Raw genomic sequence first — 16,987 nt, 5'->3', positions numbered from 1 at the left:
CTCGGGTGTTGTCGTTGTTCTTGAAGAATCGTAGACGCAAGCGCTGAGGGCAAGGGATAAAGCGGCAGATACCGCGCAAAAAACGTCATTCGTTGGTTTTTCTTTGGTAAACCTCACGTATCAGGTCGATAAACGCACGCAAGCCGGCGGGAACATGACGATTGGCCGGGTAGTACAGGCAGAGGCCGGAGTAGGGCGGCGTCCAGTCTTGCAGCACCCGGATTAGCTGGCCACTGGCGATCTCCCCGGCAACGGTGAATTCGCTGGTGCAGGCCAGCCCGACGCCTTGCAGTGCGGCTTCGACAATCAGTTGATGGCTGTCGAGGGTCAGCGGCCCGTTGACGTCGATGATCTGCTGCTGACCGCGCTTCTCGAATTCCCAGCGATAAATCGTGCCACTGGCAAACCGGGTGCGGATGCAGTTGTGTCTGGCGAGGTCCGCCGGCGATTTGGGCTTCGGGTGGCTGGCGAAGTAAGCCGGCGAGCCGACCACCGCAAATTGCAGCGGCGGGCTGCACGGCACGGCAATCATGTCCAGCGGCACGCTGTCGGCCAGGCGAATGCCCGCGTCAAAACCGTCGGCGACGATGTCCACCAGGGCTGTATCGGTGATGATGTCCAGGCGCATGTCCGGGTAGCGTTTGAGGAATTCCACCACCACCGGGGTCATGATCGTCTGCACGGCGCCTTCGGTGGCGTTGATACGCAGGGTGCCGCTCGGTGTATCGCGAAACTGATTGACCGCTTCCATCGCCGCCGAGATCTCGTGCAGCGCCGGCCGCACCCGCGCCAGAAACTGTTCGCCGGCCTCGGACAGCGACACGCTGCGCGTGGTGCGATTGAACAAACGAACGCCCATTCTCTGCTCCAGCGCCGCGATGGCGTGGCTCATGGCCGAGGGCGACATGCCCAGCTCATCGGCAGCGCGGCGGAAACTGCGGTGGGTCGATACAGCGACCACGGCGTTGAGTTCGACCAATCCCATTTTTTGCATTGTGCTGATTCCTGCATCAGTTCATCCCATATTAGCCCGATTGTTTGAAGGATGGCTGGGGCCTAACGTGGTTGCTGCCACATCACATTTCCCCTGTGGGAGCGGGCTTGCTCGCGAAGGCGGTGGGTCAGTCAATACAAATGCCATCTGACACACCGCCTTCGCGAGCAAGCCGCTCCCACAGATGAACTCCTTTCGCTGATAGAGAGCACTCCAATGACCCAGACCGTCCTCATCACCGGCGCCTCCACTGGCTTCGGCCAATCCGCCGCACACCTGTTTGCCGCACAAGGCTGGAACGTCGTCGCGACCATGCGTAACCCCGCTGTCGGCGCAGACCTCGCAGCGCTTGAGCGGGTGCTGGTCACGCGCCTCGACGTCCAGGACCCGACCAGCATCGATGCCGCTATCGCAGCGGGCATTGAGCGTTTCGGCCAGATCGACGTACTGGTCAACAACGCCGGTTTTGGCTTGTCCGGCGTCTTCGAAGGCACGTCCCGCGAGAAAATCCGTGAGCAGTTCGACGTCAACGTTTTCGGCGTGATGGACGTGACCCGAGCGATCCTGCCGCACTTCCGTCAGCGCCAGGCCGGGGTGATCATCAATGTCAGCTCCGGCGCCGGTGTCTTTGGTCTGCCGATGATTTCGGCGTACAGCGCCAGCAAATTCGCTCTGGAAGGGTTTTCGGAGTCGCTGTCCTACGAGCTGGCGGCGCTGGGCATCGTGGTGAAAATCGTCGAGCCGGGCGGGGTGATCAGCACCGGGTTTGGCGCACGGTCCGCGGCGGAGGCGGCAGAGCTGGCGACTCCGGCGGATTACGACAAATTTGTCGGCGCGGCTTTGAAGGTGTTCGAAGGATTGCGCGGGGAGCGCCTGGCCACGTCGGAGGATGTGGCGCAAGTCATCTTCGGGGCGGCCAGCGATGGCACGGACCAGTTGCGCTACGTCGCAACCCAAGACATCGAACCACTGGTGAAAGCGCGCCGGGAGACCTCGGAAGTCGAGTACATGGCGATGATGCGTGGCAAGTTTTCCACAGGCAGCCGCTAATCTGTGGCCTGACTCAAAACCTGTGGGAGCGGGCTTGCTCGCGAAAGCGGTGGGTCAGTCAAATCAATGTTGGATATGCCGCCGCCTTCGCGAGCAAGCCCGCTCCCACAGGGATCGCAGCCATATCACAGAGAGCGCTATCGCCGGCGATGACGCGTAGAATCACCGCCTGAATCAGATTTGAGGTTGCAGTGGTGGATTTACAGCGGGGCTTCGTCCTGACCCGGCATTGGCGCGATACCCCGGCCGGTACGGAAGTCGAGTTCTGGCTGGCGACCGACACCGGTCCCCGGCGTATCCGCCTGCCGCATCAACCGTCGGTGGCGTTCATCCCGGCCGAGCAGCGCGGGCAGGCCGAAGAGGTGTTGCACGGCGAAAAAAACGTCGAGCTGAAACCCTTGGCTCTGCAGGATTTCGAACATCGCCCGGTGCTCGGTCTGTATTGCCGGCAGCACGGTCAATTGATGCGTCTGGAAACCGCGCTGCGCAAGGCCGGCGTCGAAATGTTCGAGGCCGATGTGCGTCCGCCGGAACGCTACATGATGGAGCGCTTCATCACTGCACCGGTCATCTTCGGTGGCACACCGAATGCCGAAGGCCTGCTGCTCGACGCGCAGATGAAGCCCGATCCCGACTATCGGCCAACGCTCAGACTGGTGTCCCTGGACATCGAAACCACCGCTCAAGGCGATCTGTATTCCATTGCCCTGGAAGGCTGCGGCGAGCGCCAGGTCTATATGCTCGGCCCACCGAATGGCGACGACAGCGAGGTGGATTTTCAGTTCGAATACTGCGACTCCCGAACCCTGCTGCTGAAGAAACTCAACGAATGGTTTGCCCGACATGACCCTGACGCGATCATCGGCTGGAACGTCGTGCAGTTCGATTTGCGCGTACTGCACGAACACGCCCGACGGCTGGCGGTGCCGCTGAAACTGGGGCGTGGCGGCGAAGAAATGCAGTGGCGCGAACACGGCAGTCGCAACCATTACTTCGCTTCGGCCGCCGGGCGATTGATCATCGACGGCATCGAATCCCTGCGTTCGGCAACCTGGAGTTTCCCCTCGTTCAGCCTGGAAAACGTCGCGCAAACCCTGCTCGGCGAAGGCAAGGCGATCAGTACGCCGTACCAACGCATGGACGAAATCAACCGCATGTTCGCCGAGGACAAACCGGCCCTCGCCAAATACAACCTCAAGGATTGCGAACTGGTCACGCGGATTTTCGCCAAAACCCAATTGCTCACTTTCCTGCTCGAACGGGCCAGCGTCACCGGTTTGCCGGCGGATCGCAGCGGTGGTTCGGTAGCAGCGTTCACGCACCTGTACATGCCGTTGATGCATCGTCAGGGCTTTGTCGCGCCCAACCTCGGGACCAAACCGGCGCAGGCCAGCCCAGGCGGATTTGTCATGGACTCGCAGCCGGGTCTGTACGAATCGGTGCTGGTGCTCGACTACAAAAGCCTCTATCCGTCGATCATCCGCACCTTCCTCATCGACCCGGTCGGGTTGATCGAAGGCATGCGGCATCCCGACGACAACGAGTCCGTGCCGGGTTTTCGCGGTGCGCGTTTTTCCAGAACCCGGCATTGTCTGCCGGCGATTGTCGCCCGGGTCGCCGAGGGCCGTGAAACCGCCAAGCGCGAACACAACGCGCCGCTGTCCCAGGCGCTGAAGATCATCATGAACGCCTTCTACGGTGTGCTCGGTTCCAGCGGCTGCCGCTTCTTCGATACGCGTCTGGCTTCGTCGATCACGTTGCGCGGCCACGAAATCATGCTGCGCACCCGGCAACTGATCGAAGCCCAGGGGCACACGGTGATCTACGGCGACACTGACTCGACGTTTGTCTGGCTGCGCCGAGCCCACGGTCAGCAGGAAGCGGCGCAGATCGGCCGTGCGCTGGTGGACCACGTTAACCAGTGGTGGCGCGAGCATGTGGTGCGCGAGTACGGGCTGGAAAGCGCACTCGAGTTGCAGTTCGAAACCCACTACAAGCGCTTTCTGATGCCGACCATTCGTGGCGCCGAGGAGGGCAGCAAGAAGCGTTATGCCGGGCTGGTCGCACGTGACGACGGCACGGACGAGATGGTCTACAAGGGGCTGGAAACCGTGCGCACTGACTGGTCGCTGCTGGCCCGACAGTTTCAGCAAGAGCTGTACACGCGGATCTTCCATCGCCAGCCGTATCAGGATTATGTGCGCGAGTACGTGCGCAAAACCCTGGCCGGCGAGTTTGATGATCGCCTGATTTACCGCAAGCGCCTGCGCCGCACCCTGGACGACTATGAACGCAACGTACCGCCGCATGTTCGCGCGGCGCGGATCGCCGACGACTACAACGATCAGCAGGGTCGCCCACGGCAATACCAGAACGGCGGCTGGATCAGCTACGTGATCACCGTCGCCGGGCCCGAGCCGCTGGAGATCCGCAGTGCGCCCATCGATTACGACCATTACGTCACCCGGCAGCTGCAACCGGTGGCCGATGCGATTCTGCCGTTCGTGGATGACGATTTCTCAACCCTGATTGGGGGGCAGTTGGGCCTGTTTTGAGTCCAGCAGCGTTAATGTCCACGCGTCCGGGATTCCGTGGAAGTACTGGTCCAGCGCTTGTTGAAACGTGCTGTCTTTCGGGGCGATCTGGGCGAACAGGGTCATCGACGAATGGAATTTAAGGTCGTCCGGATGGCCAAAAATCTCCGCGATGGAGCGCTGCGGGATGTTCAGCACCAATTGTGAGCAAGTTCGCAGTCGGGACCCCAGCAATGCATGTTCCAGATAGGCTGAAGCCTCTTCGCTCGAGTGAATGGCATATCGTTGCGACATTTCGCTGCCGCCCAGGCCGATGAATTGCGGAAAGATAAACCACATCCAGTGACTGCGCTTTCGTCCTGCGCCGAGTTCGTTTTTCACTCGCTCAAACACCGGGTCCTGCGCCTGGATAAAGCGCTGCAGGTTGAACGTGTCGAGCTGATCGGTGCTTCTCATGAGAAGCCCTCTGACAGAACCGCGATGGCTCAGACCATGGCCAGTCGCTGTTTGCGTTTTGGCGCGCGAAATGCGTGGTCTAGCGCCTCCAGATCTCCGACCTCAAGCCGCAATTGTGCGGCTTGCGCATTCAGATGCACGTGTTCAGGCCGGACCGCTTTGGGGATGGCGATCACGTCATCCTGTCGCAGAATCCATGCCAGCGCTATCTGCGCCGGTGTCACGCCGTGACGGGCGGCCACCTGAGTGAGCGTCGGGTGGGCCAGCAAACTCCCGCCCTGGCCGATGGGACAGTACGCCATCAATGGCTGCCGATGCTGTTGGCACCACGGCAGTAAGTCGAATTCTATGCCGCGTTCTTCCAGGTTGTAGAGCACTTGATTGGTGGCGCAGGCCGGGGAGGCCAGTTCCTGCAGGTCATCGACATCGAAATTGGACACACCCCAACGGCCGATCTTGCCGTCTTCGCGCAGGCGTTCGAAGGCTTCGACGGTTTCTTCAAGCGGATACTGGCCGCGCCAGTGCAACAGGTACACGTCGATGTAGTCGGTGTTCAAACGGCGCAGGCTGCGCTCGCAGGCCAGGGGAATGCCTTTGCGGCCGGCGTTGTGCGGATAGACCTTGCTGACGAGAAACACCTTGTCGCGCAGGCCGGCGATCGCTTCGCCCACCACGTCCTCGGCGCCACCTTCGGCATACATTTCAGCGGTGTCGATCAGGGTCATGCCCAACTCGATGCCAAGGCGCAGCGCGGCGACTTCTTCAGCGTGTCGAGCGTGATCTTCACCCATGCGCCAGGTGCCCTGGCCAATGACGGGTACGTTGACGCCGGCCAGTTCGAGGGTCCGCATGAAAAGCTCCTTTATGTCATTCAGTCGATACTTCGGTTGGCAGCAGAATTGCCCATGGGTTCCGTCCATCTGTGGCCGCTGCCGAGCCCGCGAGGCCGGCCGCGTTCGGAGAAAGTCCTCGCAAATCCTGCGAACACGGTTCACCTGAACACCACGCTGCCAGCACTTACGGACTGCCGGCACTGCACTTTTTCCTAATCCACGGCTCTATCCTTGGCCAGCCTGCGGCGATCCCCACCGCCGGCCCATGCCAAGTCCAAGCCCCCATGGCCCGAGTTTTACCCCTCACCGCTGTGCACATCGGCCGCCATTGCCTGCTGCTCGCCGTCCTGTCGATGCTGTTCACGACCGGGTGCAGCCAGCAGCAAGGCCGGGACATCGTCAGCCAGTTTCGTGAAGGCCGGCCCCAGGAATTCCTCCAGACCAGCGTCGACCGTATGGCCACCCTGGCGATGCGCGACAACCTCGACAGCCTCTACCTGCTCATGAGCAAGCTCTACCTGCGCAACCCGCAGGAGCTGAAAAAGTCCGGTTTCCTCGACGCCCGCACCGCAGGCAATCAGGTGCGCATGGCCATTGAACAGCAGCAGCCGCTGCCGACGCTGGGGGGCAAGAAAGATCTGGCGGCGCTGAGTTACGCCATGAGTCCGGAGTTTCTCGGCGACCGGGTCGGAGCCTTTATCTATGCCATCGGCAGCATGCTGGTCACCGCGCACGGCAACCGGCTGGAGTTCTACATGACCGATGCGATCAACCCCACCTTCGTCAACAACGCCGCGCGCAACATCGAGAAAGCCACCTGGATCCTCAGTCAGCGGCAGAACACAAACGGCGAACCCTTGCTGTTCTCCAACGAAATCTCGGAGGAGGGCAGCAACCTGAGTTTCGCCGTGGAGTTCGGCAAGATCGTCGCGCGCCTGGACCTGCTGACCCAGATGCTGGACGAGCGCTACCGGCGGATCGGCCTGAATTACGCGCAGAGCCTGCTGTTCCTCAATTTCCTGCCCGTGCAGTGACCTCCTGTGGGAGCGGGCTTGCTCGCGAACGCGGTTTAACATTCGGCAATTATGTTGACTGTAAGACCGCCTTCGCGAGCAAGCCCGCTCCCACAGGGTTCGTGCATCCACAGGAAGCATTGCGTGAACTCCGGGCATAACGATAGACCGCAACGATATAAGTGGTTATAAGAAAAATCGCTATGCTGCGGGCCAGATTTTTTATGCGTTTTCAGTGGGCGTGTTAATGGATTTCGTTAACTTTGGTTTGGTTGTTGCGGGTTTAGTGGTGGGTTTCATTGTCGGCATGACCGGCGTTGGCGGTGGCTCGCTGATGACGCCGATCCTGCTGTGGTTCGGCATCAATCCGGCGACGGCGGTGGGTACGGACCTGCTGTACGCGGCGATTACCAAATCCAGCGGCGTGCTGGTTCATCGCAAGAACAAGAACATCGACTGGGCGATTACCGGTTGGCTGACCCTCGGCAGTGTGCCGGCGGTGGCGTTGACGCTGTGGTTCCTCAGCAGTTTGCAAACCTCTCCGGACGCGATGAACGCCATCATCAAACAGGCGCTGGGCTTCGTGCTGTTTGCCACGGCGCTGGCGATTTTCTTCAAGAAACGCTTGCTCGATTTCGCCCACAAACGCGCTGGCGGCCAATACAACCCGAGCGGCCAGCGCTTGAATGTGCTGACCGTGATCACCGGTCTGATCCTCGGCACCATGGTGGCCCTGACCTCCATCGGCGCAGGCGCCCTGGGCACCGTGGCGTTGTTCATCCTCTATCCGCTGCTGCCGACTCGCCGTCTGGTCGGCACGGAAATCGCCCACGCCGTGCCGCTGACCCTGGTCGCCGGTCTTGGCCATGCCAGCATGGGCAACATGGACTGGCATGTGCTGGGTTACTTGTTGGTCGGTTCGCTGCCGGGGATTTACCTGGGCAGCCACCTGACGGGCCGTATCTCCGATGAAGTGTTGCGTCCGTGCCTGGCCACGATGCTGGTGCTGATCGGCTACAAACTGGCGTTCTGATTTTTGCCTCAGGTGTCAGTCATTCACGGGTGAAAATCTCCAGCAGATGCCCGTCCGGGTCATCGAAATAAACGCGCCGTCCTCCCGCATAGTCATTGATCTCTTTGGGTCGCTGCTTGCCCGGATCAGCCCACCAGGGTTGCTTTGCGGCTTGCAGGCGCGCGAAGGCCGCATCGAAATCGTCGTCACCGATCAGGAACGCATAGTGTTGGGAGGCTATCGGCGGGTCATTGTCGTAGTAGTCCAGCGACACGCCGTTGTCGAACCTGACGATCAGCATCGGGCCAAAGGGTTCAGGGGCGGGCAGGCCGAGGAGGTCCGCCAGATAGTTGGCCGATGTCTGCTTGTCGCGACACCAGACGATGGTGTGATTCAGCTGAGCGCTCATCGAGAGTCCTCACGGCGGATCAGTCGGTTTCTGCATGAGCTATGAGATTAGTCCAGCCTGTTGCGCAATGACCGCCCTGACCTAAGCTTGGGTCAAGGCGAGGCACAATTGCGGTACGTCACCCGGAACGATCGCCGCGATGCGCAATCATTAGAGCGTGGATATCAAAAGGAGATGCGCATGCTCATCAGGTCATTGACCCTGGCAACCCTGCTGGCGATCGCCGGCCCCTTGCTCGCCGCCGATGGCGACTCACCGTTGGACATGGACAAGGGCAGGTCCCGGCCGTTGATTGTCATCGCACCGAGCACGGTCGATCCTGCATGGGTCAGCCTGAAAAAGTCGCTGGATGAGCCGGCCAATCGCAAAGAATTCACCGACCGCAATATGGTCCTGTACACCGTGCTCAACTTGATGGGCCAGCGCGAAGGCAAGGACCTGGGGCCGCAAGACACGGCGGCATTGATCCGTTCGCTCAAGTTGGGGGCCGGGGCAAAGACCAAGGTGATTCTGGTCGGCAAGGACGGCGAAAAGAAACTTGAGCAATCAGATGCGGTTGAGCTGAAGACGATTTTCAAAACCGTCGACGAATTGCCGCCGACCGAGAAAGAAGCCACGGTGCCCACACCGCCGCCGGTTACTGAAGCCGCGCCGGAGAAGGGTGCCAAAGGGACAAAACCGGGCAAACCGGCGAAGCCCGCCAAGCCAGCAGAAATGCCTGACGATTGAATACGTGAATAGCCATGCGCTAACGAAAATGGGCGACCTCGACAGGTCGCCCATTTTTGTTTACGCCGCTTACCTCTGTGGGAGCGGGCTTGCTCGCGAAGAGGGCGTGTCAGGCAACAATGATGTCGACTGATACGCCCTCTTCGCGAGCAAGCCCGCTCCCACAGGAAAGTCGCTCGCCACAAATGATTGATTCCAGAGTTACTCGGTCAATGTGCTCAACACCGCATGAGCGATTTTTATCCGCTCCGGATTCGGATAGTTTTTGTTGGCCAGGATCACGATGCCAATATCCTTCGACGGCACATACGCCACATAAGCACCGAAGCCGCTCGTTGAACCGGTCTTGTTGAGGAGCACATTGTCCGGTTGAACTTGCGGCGGGTTCACCCACTTAACTTCATGGGGTTCATAGGCCATCTGCGACGAATTGCCGGCAAGCAACGTATCGAGGCTGACCGGATAGTTGTAGAACTCCCAACCCAGGCCCTGGGTCATGTCGCCAACCTTGTAATAGCCGGTATGCGTCGTGGCGATGGCCTGCTGCATCGTCACTTCAAGGCCTGACGACTTCATGTTCGCTTCAACGTAGCGAAGCAGATCCGAAGCGCTGGTTTTCACGCCATACGCCTCCGAATCCAGTGCCCCCGGCCCGACCCGCACCGGTTTGTCTTCCTTGTTGTAACCCTGAGCGTAAAGCGCCATCTGATCCTGCGGCACCTTGAGAAAGGTGTGCTGCAACCCGAGTTTAGGCAGCAAGGTCTTTTCCATCAGCGCGTCAAACGTCTGGCCCATGCTGTGGGCCGCGAGATAACCGAACAGACCCAGGCTCGGGTTCGAATACTGTCGATGGCTGCCAGCGGCGTACACCGGTTTCCACTGTTTGAAATAGCCGAGCATCTTGTCCGCTGCATCGGCATCGCTCGGGAATTGCAGCGGCAGGCCACCGGCGGTGTAGGTGCCCAGTTGCAGCACGCTGACGTGATCGAGCGCGCTGCCGCGCAACGCCGGCAGGAGGTGTCTGGCCGTGTCGGACAGAGACAGTTTGCCGCTGGCCTGGGCGTAGGCGGCGAGGGTGGCGGTGAAGGTTTTGCTCACCGAGCCGATCTCGAACAAGGTGCTTTCGGTGACCGGCGTGCCGGTTTCCTTCGAGGCCACGCCGTAGTTAAAGTAATGCTTTTTGCCATCAACCGTGATCGCGATGGTCATACCTGGAATGTTCTGTTGCTGCATGACCGGTACGACAGCGGCTTTCACCGCCGCTTCGATCCGTGCGTCAGTCTGATTTCCGGCAACGCAGTAACCCGCACCAAGGAACAGTCCGAAAGCGCTGTAGGATAAGACCTTGCTGAGTTTGAAGTTGTGCATGATTGAGCCGCTGTCCATAAGGTTTGATGATTAAACCCGCTACACTCCGAGCGGTTTACGCATCGGTCTGCCGATGAGCGTGCCAAATCTAGTCACTTTGCCGGCCATCGACAAACGACGTTATTTCGGATGAGCCATTAGAAAAATTGGGGAGTTGGCATGATCCGGCCGCAATTACCGCTCAATGCACTGCGCGCTTTCGAGGCCTCCGCGCGCCACCTGAGTTTCACACGGGCGGCGGTGGAATTGTGCGTCACACAGGCTGCGGTGAGTCATCAGGTCAAAAGCCTCGAAGTCCAACTCAACGTCACGCTGTTCAAACGCTTGCCCCGCGGCTTGATGCTGACCAGTGAAGGGGAGACCTTGCTGCCGGTGCTGCGAGAGTCCTTTGACCGCATCGCCGAAACCCTCGAGCGTTTCGAGGGCGGGCATTTTCGCGAAGTGCTGACGGTGGGCGCAGTGGGAACGTTTGCGGTGGGCTGGTTGTTGCCGCGATTGGCCGACTTCCAGGCGAAACATCCGTTCATAGATTTGCGCCTGTCGACCAACAACAATCGGGTGGACGTGGCGGCGGAAGGGCTGGATTACGCGATTCGGTTTGGTGCGGGGGCGTGGCACGGAATTGAAGCGGTGCGTTTGATCGAGGCGCCTTTGTCGGTGCTGTGCGTTCCCGAGATTGCCCGGCAACTGCACACGCCCGACGATCTGTTGCAGCAAACGCTGCTGCGTTCCTATCGCACGGATGAGTGGCCCGAATGGTTTCAAGCCACCGGCCTGCCTGCCCATGCCGCCCCGCCCCGGAGCATCGTCTTCGATTCGTCGCTGGCGATGATGGAGGCGGCGCTGCAAGGAATGGGCGTGGCATTGGCGCCACCGCTGATGTTCGCCCGACAACTGGCGGCGGGTGCCATCGAGCAACCGTTCGCCATCGGCATCACCACCGGCAGTTACTGGCTGACCCGCTTGCAGTCACGATCCGAGACATCGGCGATGGCGGCGTTCAAGTGTTGGCTGCTGCAAACGGCACAACTGAACGACTGAACACCGCAATCCCCCCTGTGGGAGCGGGCTTGCTCGCGAAGGCGGCATCACATTCAACATTGATGTCGACTGACACGCCGCCTTCGCGAGCAAGCCCGCTCCCACAGGGGGGATTGCGGCGTACCGACGGCTAGCGCACCAGACACGGCCGCTTGTTATCGAACTTCCAACCGGGAATCAGAAACTGCATCGCCACACTGTCGTCCCGCGCACCCAGTCCCATGCCTTTGTACAGCTCATGGGCCCTGGCCAACTGATCCATGTCCAGCTCGACGCCCAGTCCCGGTTTCTTCGGCACCTGAACACAACCGTCGACGATTTGCAGCGGCGCCTTGGTCAGGCGCTGGCCGTCCTGCCAGATCCAGTGGGTGTCGATGGCGGTGATGTCACCCGGTGCGGCGGCCGCGACGTGGGTGAACATCGCCAGGGAGATATCGAAGTGGTTGTTGGAATGCGAGCCCCAGGTCAGGCCCCATTCGTGGCACATCTGCGCCACGCGAACCGAACCCTGCATAGTCCAGAAATGCGGGTCGGCCAGCGGAATGTCCACCGATTGCAACTGGATCGCATGACCCATTTCCCGCCAGTCGGTGGCGATCATGTTGGTCGCGGTTTTCAGGCCCGTCGCGCGACGGAATTCAGCCATGACTTCGCGACCCGAGTAACCGTTTTCCGCGCCGCACGGGTCTTCGGCGTAAGCTAAAACATGATGCTGATCCCGGCACAAACGAATCGCTTCTTGCAGCGACCAGGCGCCGTTCGGATCGAGGGTAATACGCGCATCGGGAAAGCATTCGGCCAACGCGGTGACCGCTTCGATTTCCTCATCACCACTGAGCACGCCACCCTTGAGTTTGAAATCCTTGAAACCATAACGAGCGTGGGCAGCTTCAGCGAGGCGCACCACGGCGTCGGCAGTCATGGCTTTCTCGTGGCGTACGCGGAACCAGTCGTTGTCGGCGTCCGGTTCGCTGCGGTACGCCAGGTCGGTTGCGTTGCGATCGCCGACATAAAACAGATAACCGAGCATCTTCACTTCATCGCGCTGCTGGCCTTCGCCGAGCAGGGCGGCCACCGGCACGTCCAGATGCTGACCGAGCAAGTCGAGCAACGCCGCTTCCAGGCCGGTGACGGCATGGATGGTGATGCGCAGGTCGAACGTCTGCAAACCACGTCCGCCCGCATCGCGGTCGGCGAAGGTCTGGCGCACCTGATTGAGGATCTTCTGGTACGTGCCGATCGGACTGCCGACCACCAGGCTGCGAGCATCTTCCAGCGTCTGCCGAATACGCTCGCCACCAGGCACTTCGCCGACGCCGGTGTGGCCGGCGTTGTCCTTGAGGATCACGATGTTGCGGGTGAAAAACGGGCCGTGTGCGCCGCTCAGATTCAGCAGCATGCCATCGTGACCGGCTACTGGAACCACTTGCATGCTGGTGATGATCGGGGCTTTTGCAGTGTCTTGTGTATTCATTTTCTTGTCCTTGTAGACCGGTGCTCAGGCGTGCTCAGGCGTTGGTTTGCCCAGCGCAACGGTCGGTGCAGTTTTCGGTGTGTTACGGGCGGCAAAGACGATGATCGCGGCAATGATCGAGGTTGCGGCCAACCCGTACAGCCCGCCCTGAATCGAACCGGTGTGCTCTTCGAGCAGACCAAACGTGGTCGGTGCGACGAAGCCGCCGAGGTTGCCCACCGAGTTGATCAGTGCGATGACGCCAGCGGCGATCCGTGCATCCAGATACGCCTGGGGAATCGGCCAGAACAATGACGAAGCAGATTTGAAACCCAGCGCCGCGAAGCAGATCGCAACAAAGGCAAAGACCGGCCCGCCCGTGGTGGACATGAACATCCCGGCTGCCGCGATCAGCAGCGCTGCGGCCACCCAGGCTTGCTGGTGTTTCCATTTCGCCGACAGCGAGGCGAAGGCATACATGCCGACAATCGACAGCAACCAAGGGATCGAGTTGAACAGCCCGACCTGAATATCGCTGAGGTCTCCCATCTTCTTGATGATGCTCGGCAACCAGAAGGTCGCAGCGTAGATGGTCAGCTGAATGAAGAAATAGATCAGGCAGAACAGGATGATCTGGCGATCCTTGAGCAGCTTGCCCAAAGACGGTTTGATCGGCGTCGCGGCTTCGCGGGCCAGTTGTTCGTCCTCGATGGCGTTGACCAGCGCGTCTTGCTCTTCGCGGCTGAGCCATTTGGCGTCGTGGGGTTTGGAGTCCAGCCAGAACCAGACAAATACGCACAGCCCGACGGAGAACATGCCTTCGATGAAGTACATCCATTGCCAGCCGTGCATTCCGAACCCGCTGATTTGCAGGAGCAACCCGGACAACGGGCCGGAGATCAGTGAGGCAATGGCCGAACCGCTGAGGAAAATCGCAATGGCCTTGCCGCGTTCCACCCCCGGCAACCAGCGAGTGAAGTAATAAATCACCCCCGGGAAGAACCCGGCTTCAGCCACGCCCAGCAGGAATCGCAGGATGTAGAAGTGGGTTTCGTTCTGGATGAAGGCCATGCCCGCGGCTACCAGGCCCCAGGTCAGCATGATGCGGGTCAGCCAGATTCGCGCGCCGACTTTTTGCAGGAGGATGTTGGAAGGAACTTCGAACAGCGCGTAACCGATGAAGAACAGACCGGCGCCGAGGCCGTAGGCGGCAGCGCCAATGCCCAGGTCATGTTCCATGTGGGCGCGGACGAAGCCGATGTTCACGCGGTCGATGTAGTTGACGATGAACATGATGACGAACAGCGGCAGAACGTGGCGTTTCACTTTCGAGATGGCGGACTTCAGGACCGAATCGGCGCCGTCGTGTATCCCGGAGATGGATGTCTTCACTTGGTTTTCTCCCACTGATTATTTTTATGCGGGGTGTTGCTGGGTGCTGCGATGTTGCTAGACATCATACAACTACATTTTTTTATTCTGCAAGTGGAAATGTCCAGAGAAATGGCTATTTGTTTGCGGTTTTTCATTCTTTGACTGGCTGTAGGTGAGTCTTTCCAAGGCTTATTTTTAACGATTCTTGAATGTTGTCATACAAGTTGGTGAGCGTTTATTGAGGATTCCACTTGATTGCGGTGCTACGATTCCCGCAGCTCTGCTTTCGGATGACCGCCATGCAAGAAGACCTCGACGCGCCTGCCCGCAAGCGCACTCACAACCTGGCCCACGACCTGGTCGCCAAACTGACCCAGAGCATTCTGCTCGGCCAGATGCTGCCGGGGGACAAGCTTCCCTCGGAGAACGCCATTGTTCAGGAGCACGGCGTCAGTCGCACCGTGGTACGCGAGGCGATCTCGAAGTTGCAGGCGTCCGGATTGGTGGAAACCCGGCACGGCATCGGCACGTTCGTTATCGAGCGCGCGCCGGAGCAGGGGCTGCGACTGAATGTCGATACCGCGCTAGGGGTGCGCAGCATTCTGGAATTGCGCATGGGCCTCGAAACCCAGGCCGCCGCGTTGGCGGCCATGCGGCGCACGGATCAGCACCTGGCGCAAATGCGCGAAGCGCTGGACGACTATCAAAGCCTGCTCGCCAACAACGACAGCTGCGTCGAAGCCGACAAGCGTTTTCATCTGCTGATCGCTGAAGCCACCGGCAATGTCTGCTTTACCGAAATCATGCAGCACCTGGGCAGCGCCATGATTCCACGGACGAGGGTCAATGCTGCCGAACGCGGCGCGGCGGATTTGAGCAAGCTCGGGCAGCTTGCCAACCTTGAGCATGAGGCGATTCTCAACGCCATCAAACGTCAGGATGCGGATGCGGCGCGGGCGGCCATGTGGCTGCACCTGACCAACAGCCGGGACCGGTTTCTCGCGGATCGCGATTAGCCGTCTGTCTACTCGTTAGCACGCGATTCCTGCACCTGTTTCCAACGAATACGGCCCAGATTTGCTGGACCTCATCAATGAGGTGCGTCATGGCTAACTCAATGGATCACGATGCTCCACCTGGTACGGACCCGATCCGGGACCCGGCTGGCACAGAGCCTGATCGGCCTGAGGACTGGATGGATCCGGCCGCGCAAGAGGAGGTGCCTCCGCCGGATGAGCCGACACCGCTGTCCGATGACAGGCGCTAAACAGAACCCGGCCAGTGTGCCGGGTTTTTTGTGTCGGGCAGGTTGACCACGTCATCGTTCTTCGCGAGCAAGCCCGCTCCCACATTGAAAATCACGTCGCGCAGATATCTCGCATCAACAACCCGAACCGCAAATCCACCGCATCCGGAATCGGCAGGTACACCGTGTGCCCGTCCCCCGGCGCCACTTCAATCGACTGGCCTTTAATGTTTTGCAACTGATGCAGATCGAAGTGGAAGTTGCCCGTGGGCGTCATCAGTTCCATGTGATCGCCCAGGCCAAAGCGGTTCTTCACCTTGACCTCCGCCAACCGGTCACGCCGCTCGCCGGTCAGCTCACCGACAAACTGCTGCCGCTCCGATACCGAACTGCCGCTCTGATAGTTCTGGTATTCGTCATGCACATGCCGACGCAGAAAACCTTCGGTATAACCGCGCTGAGCGAGTGATTCCAGATCCGTCATCAGGCTGCGATCAAACGCGCGACCGGCCACTGCATCGTCGATCGCCCGGCGATACACCTGAGTGGTCCGCGCGCAATAGAAATGGGATTTGGTCCGGCCTTCGATTTTCAGGGAGTGCACGCCCATCTGCGTCAGACGCTCGACATGCTGCACGGCGCGCAGGTCCTTGGCGTTCATGATGTAAGTGCCGTGTTCGTCCTCGAACGCCGGCATCAGTTCATCCGGTCGATTGGCTTCCTGCAACAGGAACACCTGATCGGTCGGTGCGCCAATGCCAAGGGTCGGTTCGGGCTGGAAGGTCTGCACAATCTCGCCGAGCTGGTTTTCCGTGGCTTCTTGCGCGGAGTACTTCCAGCGACAGGCGTTGGTGCAACTGCCCTGATTGGCATCGCGCCTGTTCATGTAACCCGACAACAGGCAGCGGCCGGAATAGGCCATGCACAGCGCGCCGTGGACGAACACTTCCAGTTCCATGGCGGGCACTTGCTGACGGATTTCGGCGATTTCTTCCAGGGACAGTTCACGTGAAAGGATGATCCGGCTCAAGCCTTGTTGCTGCCAAAACTCGACGCTCGCCCAGTTGACTGTGTTGGCCTGCACCGACAGGTGAATCGGCATCTGCGGGAAGTGCCGACGCACCAGCATGATCAGGCCGGGGTCGGACATGATCAGCGCGTCCGGCGCCATGGCGATTACCGGCTCCAGATCCTTGAGAAAGGTTTTGAGCTTGGCGTTGTGCGGGGCGATGTTCACCACCACGTAAAAACGCTTGCCCAGGGATTGCGCCTCGCTAATACCGAGCGCGAGGTTGGCGTGGTCGAATTCGTTGTTGCGCACCCGCAGGCTGTAGCGCGGTTGGCCGGCATACACCGCATCGGCGCCGTAGGCGAAGGCATAACGCATGTTTTTCAGGGTGCCGGCGGGGGCGAGCAGTTCAGGCGTGGCGAGGGTCATGGGCGGGTCGATCGCAAAAAACCGCGAGGGTAATCGG

At 60.1% G+C, this 16,987-nt stretch carries 15 protein-coding genes; 7 read left to right on the top strand and 8 right to left on the bottom strand.

The genetic code is table 11. From position 1 onward, the window contains the following. Nucleotides 1-85: 85 nt before the first annotated feature. Complete coding sequence (locus tag ACA073_RS17550) at nt 86-994, bottom strand: LysR family transcriptional regulator (RefSeq protein ID WP_497398138.1); 909 nt, start codon at nt 992-994, stop codon at nt 86-88. A gap of 216 nt (nt 995-1,210) precedes the next feature. Here ACA073_RS17550 and ACA073_RS17545 point away from each other — a divergent pair, with 216 nt between their 5' ends. Beyond that, nucleotides 1,211-2,044 carry an SDR family oxidoreductase gene (locus ACA073_RS17545; RefSeq protein WP_497398136.1) on the top strand — a complete coding sequence of 278 codons (834 nt, stop codon included), beginning with the start codon at nt 1,211-1,213 and terminating at the stop codon, nt 2,042-2,044. Between the two features lie 194 nt (nt 2,045-2,238). Beyond that, complete coding sequence (locus ACA073_RS17540) at nt 2,239-4,599, top strand: DNA polymerase II (RefSeq protein WP_497398134.1); 2,361 nt, start codon at nt 2,239-2,241, stop codon at nt 4,597-4,599. On the opposite strand, the gene ACA073_RS17535 is transcribed toward ACA073_RS17540, so the two are convergent. Together ACA073_RS17535 and ACA073_RS17530 are read right to left on the bottom strand one after the other, a co-directional pair. Next, nucleotides 4,564-5,034, bottom strand: coding sequence for a DUF1810 domain-containing protein (locus tag ACA073_RS17535; RefSeq protein ID WP_497398132.1), 471 nt, complete (start codon nt 5,032-5,034; stop codon nt 4,564-4,566). The genes ACA073_RS17540 and ACA073_RS17535 overlap by 36 nt on opposite strands. 29 nt (nt 5,035-5,063) lie before the next feature. After that, nucleotides 5,064-5,885 carry an aldo/keto reductase gene (locus ACA073_RS17530; RefSeq protein ID WP_497398130.1) on the bottom strand — a complete coding sequence of 274 codons (822 nt, stop codon included), beginning with the start codon at nt 5,883-5,885 and terminating at the stop codon, nt 5,064-5,066. A 266-nt stretch (nt 5,886-6,151) separates the two neighbouring features. On the opposite strand from ACA073_RS17530, the gene ACA073_RS17525 reads away from it, so the two are divergent. Beyond that, a complete protein-coding gene (locus ACA073_RS17525; protein ID WP_497398128.1) occupies nt 6,152-6,901 on the top strand; it encodes a hypothetical protein in 750 nt (249 codons plus the stop codon). Nucleotides 6,902-7,127: 226 nt separating this feature from the next. Further along, on the top strand, nt 7,128-7,913 hold the full coding sequence (locus ACA073_RS17520) for a sulfite exporter TauE/SafE family protein (RefSeq protein WP_497398126.1): 786 nt from the start codon (nt 7,128-7,130) through the stop codon (nt 7,911-7,913). A gap of 19 nt (nt 7,914-7,932) precedes the next feature. Here the strand turns inward: ACA073_RS17520 and ACA073_RS17515 are convergent, their stop codons facing one another. Next, entirely contained in the window at nt 7,933-8,301 is a 369-nt protein-coding gene (locus ACA073_RS17515) for a VOC family protein (protein ID WP_497398124.1), read from the bottom strand. 180 nt (nt 8,302-8,481) lie between these two features. Between ACA073_RS17515 and ACA073_RS17510 the strand changes: the two genes are divergently transcribed. Then, nucleotides 8,482-9,030 (top strand): DUF4174 domain-containing protein, encoded by a 549-nt coding sequence (locus ACA073_RS17510; RefSeq protein WP_497398122.1) that lies wholly within the window; start codon nt 8,482-8,484, stop codon nt 9,028-9,030. A 201-nt stretch (nt 9,031-9,231) separates the two neighbouring features. Here ACA073_RS17510 and ampC read toward each other — a convergent pair whose 3' ends face one another. After that, the gene (gene ampC / locus ACA073_RS17505) at nt 9,232-10,398 is read right to left on the bottom strand and encodes a class C beta-lactamase (RefSeq protein ID WP_497398120.1); all 1,167 of its coding nucleotides are present in this window, start codon (nt 10,396-10,398) and stop codon (nt 9,232-9,234) included. Between the two features lie 159 nt (nt 10,399-10,557). Here ampC and ACA073_RS17500 point away from each other — a divergent pair, with 159 nt between their 5' ends. Beyond that, the gene (locus tag ACA073_RS17500; RefSeq protein ID WP_497398118.1) at nt 10,558-11,439 is read left to right on the top strand and encodes a LysR family transcriptional regulator; all 882 of its coding nucleotides are present in this window, start codon (nt 10,558-10,560) and stop codon (nt 11,437-11,439) included. A gap of 130 nt (nt 11,440-11,569) precedes the next feature. Here ACA073_RS17500 and gudD read toward each other — a convergent pair whose 3' ends face one another. Together gudD and ACA073_RS17490 are read right to left on the bottom strand one after the other, a co-directional pair. After that, complete coding sequence (gene gudD / locus ACA073_RS17495) at nt 11,570-12,913, bottom strand: glucarate dehydratase (protein ID WP_497398116.1); 1,344 nt, start codon at nt 12,911-12,913, stop codon at nt 11,570-11,572. 24 nt (nt 12,914-12,937) lie between these two features. After that, nucleotides 12,938-14,284: an MFS transporter gene (locus tag ACA073_RS17490; protein ID WP_497398114.1), complete on the bottom strand. Its 1,347-nt coding sequence runs from the start codon at nt 14,282-14,284 to the stop codon at nt 12,938-12,940. A gap of 281 nt (nt 14,285-14,565) precedes the next feature. On the opposite strand from ACA073_RS17490, the gene ACA073_RS17485 reads away from it, so the two are divergent. Further along, nucleotides 14,566-15,282 (top strand): FadR/GntR family transcriptional regulator, encoded by a 717-nt coding sequence (locus ACA073_RS17485; RefSeq protein WP_497398112.1) that lies wholly within the window; start codon nt 14,566-14,568, stop codon nt 15,280-15,282. 342 nt (nt 15,283-15,624) lie between these two features. On the opposite strand, the gene trhP is transcribed toward ACA073_RS17485, so the two are convergent. After that, nucleotides 15,625-16,950 carry a prephenate-dependent tRNA uridine(34) hydroxylase TrhP gene (trhP, locus tag ACA073_RS17480; RefSeq protein WP_497398110.1) on the bottom strand — a complete coding sequence of 442 codons (1,326 nt, stop codon included), beginning with the start codon at nt 16,948-16,950 and terminating at the stop codon, nt 15,625-15,627. Nucleotides 16,951-16,987 lie beyond the last annotated feature (37 nt).

This window comes from Pseudomonas sp. LBUM1670, from assembly GCF_059695695.1.
Note: the sequence above shows the minus strand (reverse complement) of the source record. Positions and strands in the feature narration are given on the sequence as shown.